Genomic DNA, 6301 nt, shown 5'->3' with positions numbered 1-6301 from the left:
ACAACTGAACCCTTGTGGTCTCCTGTCCATTGTGATTCCTTATCAGAAGCTTTAGCTTGTGTACTTGATTCTGATATGGATCCTTGTTTATGATTAACAGTTTCTTTTTTTGATTGCTTATGAGAATATTGTTTGGTGTTTGAATCTTGTCCTTCTTTTACATACTCTTCAAATATGAAACCTTTTAACCCATTAACACTAACTCTATACCATTGTCCAGTTTTTCCAGTTATTCTTATATTAGTACCATTATTAAGTAAATCAACAACATCATTTTTCATTGATGGTCCTTTTCTAACATTTACAGCACTACTAACATTAATAATTGAACCTAATCTATTCATCCTAGTTACATTATTAATATCACCAGACTTAATAGTTAAAATATTTGAACTTTCAATATATCCTTTAATTCCAGTTCTCTGTAATCTAACTAAAGCTTTATCTCCTTCTTGGTTATAAACCTTAATCATCTCTCCTTCATTTGATACATGTAGTATATTTCCTTTATCATCTATTACTTTTAAATCTCCTGACTTATTTGTAATACACGCATCTTGTAAATCTTCTGTATTATTACTTATTGTAACTTTATTATTTAAATCATTATTACTTTTAGCTAATGTATTAACTTTTGGAATTGAAGTTAACATAGCTGCTGATAAAATTATGGCCATAATTTTACTTTTTTTCATATTTCATTTCTCCTTTGTAATAAATAATTTACAAGTATATATTTTACATTATTTAAAATTAAATCCTTATTTATAAATTTATACATCAGTAAAATCAAAGCCATTCTTTTCTATATTAATAAAAAAATTTCTTATAATTTAGTTATTTTATATTTTTTATTATTAAAAATTATTTTTTTGATATTTTATTTTACTGTCTTAGTAGAAAATAAAAATATTAATATCCATAAATCTTAAATAGCATTTCTTTTAATTCATAAAAATTAAATATACTACTATTAGCTACGCATGGATCTTCTCCACCTTTTTCATCTTTAAAGCACTTCCAAAAAAGTTTATCTCTATTAATAGCCATTGAATGATTATGGTCATCATGAAATGGACATATAACTTTTATACTTTTAGGCTCTACCTTATATTGTATGTTATATTTGTTTAATAAATTTAAATAATCCTGTTCTGTAATTTGCATAATTTATTAATTCTCCTCTCTTTTTATAAATTTAATTATTCAACTATAATAATTTCATGTTTTTCTAAGTGTTCTTTTATACAATTCTTACATACTGTTGAACCACACCAAAAACACCACCTTAGTTCTTCTACTTCAAAGCTATTTTTACAGTCATTACATTTAGTCATTAAATTTCTCCTTATTTAATCTTTAGATTATATTAATTTTATACAAGAAAAAAAAGAGTCTCTATTAATTAAAGACTCTTGAATATGAATTATTATTCATTTTTTAATAATTTTTAACAATTATTTTTTTTTGAAATTCAATGTAATTTATTGTATTTCAAAATTGAAATTTTATCATAAATTTTCATAAGCTATATTTTTGACTATATTTTTCATATAAAATTTGATTAATTTTATTATTATTTAAACTTTTCATCTTACATTTTAATATGTATATAACTCTAAGCAAAAATTTCACTTTTCAGATCATCCAATTATGATTTTTTTTTACTACTTATGTTTCACAACTATATCGTAAATTTTACATAATTAAAACCATCATTTTTAATTAATTTTCACTTATTTTGAATTAATTTGCATTTTAAAAGCTATATTTATAATAAATATTCAATATTTTTTTATAGAATTTTTTATAAATCTAACTTAAATAATATCCATTTATATGTATATATTTTACTAATAAGTATTTTATTTCATAATTATTGAAATTTAGCAATTTAGAAAATTATTTTTTACTTGATTTAATATTTACAAATTTTGATTCTTAAAATTAGAAATATTTTTTATGCTAATATAATTAATTTCTATCTTTTTATAAACTATTCCTATATTCTTTCAATAACTTATAATATGTTGTTTTCTTTAGACCTAAGATTTCCATTGCTCTTATATTATTTATAGTTTTATTTTCAACTAATTTAATAACATTATCCCACTCCCTAGGATATTCTATTTTTTTACGTCCAAATTTAATTCCTTTATCTAAAGCTATTCTAATTCCTTCTTTTTGTCTTTTTTCTCTTTTTTCAATTTCATCTTGAGCCATCATAGTATAAAGTTCAATTATTATATTATTGATAGTTTCTAACATTAAACTATCATTTGTGTTTAATTGTGTAGTTGGAATATTTAATGCTATTAGCCTAATATTATTCTCTTTAAAGTATTGTATTTCCTTTAGTGTTAATCTTTTATTACGTCCTAATCTATCAAATTCATGTACTACTAATATATCTCCAGATCTAATATTATCTTTTAACTTAATATATTCAGGCCTATTAAAATTTTTACCTGTTGATTTATCACAGTAAATTCTTTCACATCCATAATTTTTAAGACTTTCTATTTGCCTATCTAAATTTTGTTCATTAGTTGAAACTCTACAATATCCTATTAACATATTTTATTCCTTTCAGTTTTCCATTTTAAAATACACTATATTATTATATAGTTCATTTAACTATATAGTAATTAACGAACTAAAAAAATAAAATTTATATAAAATATTTTATGAATTTTACTTACTTTTTTACATATTCGTTTTTAGTTCGTTTTTATATACAAATACGAACTATTTAAAGTTATTGATTTAAAATATATTTTAAGTACTCTAATATTCATTTTAAATAAAAAAGTGTATCAAAATAATATATTTTTAATACACTTCTAATAATTTATATAAATGTTAATTTTAAATATAACATCCTTTTTTCTTACTTAATTCTTTCTTTAAATTATACATCTCTTCATTATTTAAAGAAATTTTAATATTTGTTTTTTTATTAATAAATCTATAAAACTCTTGATAGTTTAAAACTACAGCAAATATTTCATAATCGCATAACAAATAAACATTATCATCTAAAGAATTATAAAATGTTTGTAGCTTAAATTTTTCAGAGTTATTGTTTATTATATTGTAAATTGAATTTTTATATTTTAAAAAACCGCCTAGAATTTCTTTATCATAGTTTGAAATTAAAAATTGATAATTATCAATTTTAACTAAAATAACTTTATTTTTTAATTTTTCATCTCTTAGTTTTTTTAAATAATCATTTATTATTTTATCTATATCTAATATAAATATTTTATCTTTATTTTTTTGTTCAATAAAATTTTCAAAATTATTTTCGAAACTTTCAAAAGATTTATCGTAAATTTTTCCTCTAATAAAAGATTTAAAGTTCTCTTTTATTATTTTTTTTACTTTAACATTTTTCTCATCAAAAAATAAAAATTCATCTTCCTTCATTTTTCTAAATAACAGATGATTCTTAGTTAATTTAAAATCATTTTCAACATATACCAAAAATTTTTTAGAATCTAAACAATTTTTTTCTTCAACAATATAAATGAACTCTATATCTTTAGAAGATCTAATTCTATCTTCTAAAGTAAAAGATCTTTTAATATCTTCATTTATTAAGTCCTCAAAATTTTTTTCTAACATATAATTCATTATATCTGCAATATTTTTTCCTTGTTTAGTTAATGTTTTTAATTTTTCTTTATCTTCTTCAAATATTCGTAATGAATATTGTATTGTTTTTTTACTCATAAAATCACCATCTCTTATATTTAATATTATTTTAAAAATTAATATTTTTCAAACATATTTTAAAATTTTATTAAATATTTAAGATGTTTTTAATTTATATATAATTTCAAAAAAATATAATTAATTTCTTTTATATAATAATATATTGCTGCTTTTTAAATTAAACTAATCTCTCAAAAAATATATATAATACAAGTATATAAAAATAAATTTAATTGTATATATAATGTTATATATATAGTTGTTTATGATATTAAAATTAAAAGTCATTATAATTTATTTTCCTTTTATGAGAATTCTTATTCTTTCCCTAAAAGTTTTCTTTATGTTTAATTTATATTCTGATTCTCTTAATAATAATTGCTGTCTTTTCTCTAACAATAATAATTCTGTATTGTTAAGAGCTTTTTGATGATTTTCCTGACTATTATTCAATAATTGATTTTGCTGTTGTATTAACTCTAATAACTTTTCATTTTCAGCCTTAAGATATTCTATATCTCTATCTTTAGATACTATAACTGTATTTAATGTTTCAATTAAACTACTGTCAACTGTAGTTAAATCAGTTGACATATCCTCTGTTATACCTTTTGCTTTCATACAACTAGTTTTCAATAGTTGAAAACCTTCTTCCGATAAATACTTTACACCATCAACCATGACTATATAGTTCTTTAGAGAATCCATAGACAATTTTTTGTAAACTGCTTGTCTACTTATATTCAACTCTTTAGCAACATCTCTTACACTATACAACTATAGTAACCTCCATTAACTCTATAATCTATAAGTTGTATAATTCTATATAAATATATAAATTCCTTTAAAAAACTAAGTACATTCTCCCTAAGACTATAGGTACACATATTTATAAAGGGAATATTTTTCGATACACCTAAAACTCTTACTTATTAAGAGCTCTTTGTACTTTTCCTAAAGATATATTTAATAACTGTGCTATAGTTCTTAAACTTTTTCCACTTTCCCTTAATTTTAATATTTCTACCTTTAAATCAAGTAATTCCTGTTGCTTTTGTGTCAAGCCATTTTTATTTCTTCTTGATGCTCTTTGTTTCTCTTTTTTAATATAAGCATTTCTTCTATATTTTTCTTTTTCACTTATTATTGTTTTAAGATGCCTTTGTTCATCTAAAGTAATATTTAGTCTATCTATAAGTGTTTCATTCTTATACCAGTAACCACCTTTATCTCTCATTCCTTTAGAAACTCTCTTTACTTCTCCTGACCTTATTCCCTGCTCGTAATTCATAAATTTTTCTATTGCTTTAGGAATACATCTTAAAATTGCATCTACCTCATTTTGCTTTAATGGTTCTGTAAACTTGTTGTTCAACTGGTTTACCTCATCTGCTAACTCTTCAATTCTTCTATGAGTTACTCCTAACCAATAGGCATAACAATGTAGAATCATATTTCTATAACCAGTAACATTATATTCTCTTAATTCACAGAGTTTGATAATATCATCTACTCTTGTAATATGTAGTGTATAGCTTGTAAAAAAGTGAATTATCTTAGTTGACACTTTCTTTTTATTTATTACTTCTACAACTTCTTCTTGTCTAAGTATTTTTGACTTCCAGTTTAAATACTTTTCTCTTAAATCATACATAGAATATATATGATTATTAATTAACATTACCTTACACTCTTCATTATTTCTACTATTCAGGGTATCTGGTAATCTAAGAGTTCTTGCTGCATCAGTAGCTCTTTTATCTGCACCTAAACTTTTTAATTGGTAACACAAATAGTCTTCCAACTCTTGCCACGTTGCTAATGCCTGATATGGAGCATGTTTAATTCTCCAATATAAATGTGCTCCTCGACCACTTGAAATAACCATTGTCGGACAAGGTATCCTTCCCTCATTAACTAAATCCCATGTATTATAAACTAAATCATTAAAACTATAATAATCATGATCTAAATCTATATATAGTGATCTTAACTGTCTTATATTCTTACATTGTCTTTTCCCATTATAAGTTAAATTGGGTGTTATAAATATATCTGTTGATCCAGTATATTTTTCAATCGCTTTCTCTATACTTAATCCCCTATAGTTTTTAATATCAATTACACTATTATTTTTCAATTGCATAACTTGTATATAACCATCCACTTCATTTTCATAAAGATGACTTATATAATCTCTATTGCTTAACTTCTTAGCTAATATTCCCATCATTTCCCCTCTATTCTTAATTATTTAAGAATAGTTCTTATATGGTATATATACTTCTTTATTATTGATTTCTTTGAATAAATCTTATATAATAACAATATAATAAATAAAGAAAAGTATAGACTTAGTCCTAGGACTTTGGTCTTATGTGTAAAAGAAGTTGTCTAACTGGCCGGTTTGAGTAACTTCTTTTTTTTATACCTATTTTTAGAACTATATTACTTATAGTTCTATTTTATTATCTATATAAATTTTTAGCAAGATTTATCAATTTGTTTTAACTAATAAGACGGAGCCAATAGGTTCCGTCTATTTTTATTTCATTGCTTCAATCCATTTTCTATGATGGCA

The 6301-nt window shown here is 22.2% G+C and carries 7 protein-coding genes; all 7 read right to left on the bottom strand.

Going from position 1 to position 6301, the window contains the following annotated elements:
• A partial coding sequence (locus Q4E08_RS11245; protein ID WP_303131011.1) for an SH3 domain-containing protein occupies positions 1-695 on the bottom strand: 695 nt, incomplete at its 3' end.
• Between the two features lie 217 nt (positions 696-912).
• Positions 913-1167: a CHC2 zinc finger domain-containing protein gene (locus Q4E08_RS11240; RefSeq protein ID WP_303131010.1), complete on the bottom strand. Its 255-nt coding sequence runs from the start codon at positions 1165-1167 to the stop codon at positions 913-915.
• Positions 1168-1202: 35 nt separating this feature from the next.
• Positions 1203-1337, bottom strand: a complete 135-nt coding sequence (locus Q4E08_RS11235; protein ID WP_303131008.1) for a hypothetical protein — start codon at positions 1335-1337, stop codon at positions 1203-1205.
• Positions 1338-1989: 652 nt separating this feature from the next.
• Positions 1990-2577, bottom strand: coding sequence for a recombinase family protein (locus Q4E08_RS11230; protein WP_303131006.1), 588 nt, complete (start codon positions 2575-2577; stop codon positions 1990-1992).
• 291 nt (positions 2578-2868) lie between these two features.
• Entirely contained in the window at positions 2869-3738 is an 870-nt protein-coding gene (locus Q4E08_RS11225; RefSeq protein ID WP_303131004.1) for a hypothetical protein, read from the bottom strand.
• A gap of 276 nt (positions 3739-4014) precedes the next feature.
• Complete coding sequence (locus Q4E08_RS11220; protein ID WP_303131002.1) at positions 4015-4497, bottom strand: hypothetical protein; 483 nt, start codon at positions 4495-4497, stop codon at positions 4015-4017.
• Between the two features lie 148 nt (positions 4498-4645).
• A complete protein-coding gene (locus Q4E08_RS11215) occupies positions 4646-5953 on the bottom strand; it encodes a DNA-binding response regulator (protein WP_303131001.1) in 1308 nt (435 codons plus the stop codon).
• Between the last annotated feature and the right edge of the window lie 348 nt (positions 5954-6301).

The sequence above is a fragment of the Clostridium sp. genome (assembly GCF_030532265.1).
Taxonomy (GTDB): Bacteria; Bacillota; Clostridia; order Clostridiales; family Clostridiaceae; genus Clostridium.
The sequence above is the reverse complement of the archived record's forward strand: the minus strand, read 5'-3'. Positions and strand labels throughout refer to the sequence as shown.

What these genes read in the sequence shown, in the direction of transcription:
- Q4E08_RS11225 (WP_303131004.1), bottom strand. Translation starts at nt 3,738, where the DNA reads ATGAGTAAAAAAACAATACAATATTCATTACGAATATTTGAAGAAGAT.
- Q4E08_RS11230 (WP_303131006.1), bottom strand. Translation starts at nt 2,577, where the DNA reads ATGTTAATAGGATATTGTAGAGTTTCAACTAATGAACAAAATTTAGAT.
- Q4E08_RS11235 (WP_303131008.1), bottom strand. Translation starts at nt 1,337, where the DNA reads ATGACTAAATGTAATGACTGTAAAAATAGCTTTGAAGTAGAAGAACTA.
- Q4E08_RS11215 (WP_303131001.1), bottom strand. Translation starts at nt 5,953, where the DNA reads ATGATGGGAATATTAGCTAAGAAGTTAAGCAATAGAGATTATATAAGT.
- Q4E08_RS11240 (WP_303131010.1), bottom strand. Translation starts at nt 1,167, where the DNA reads ATGCAAATTACAGAACAGGATTATTTAAATTTATTAAACAAATATAAC.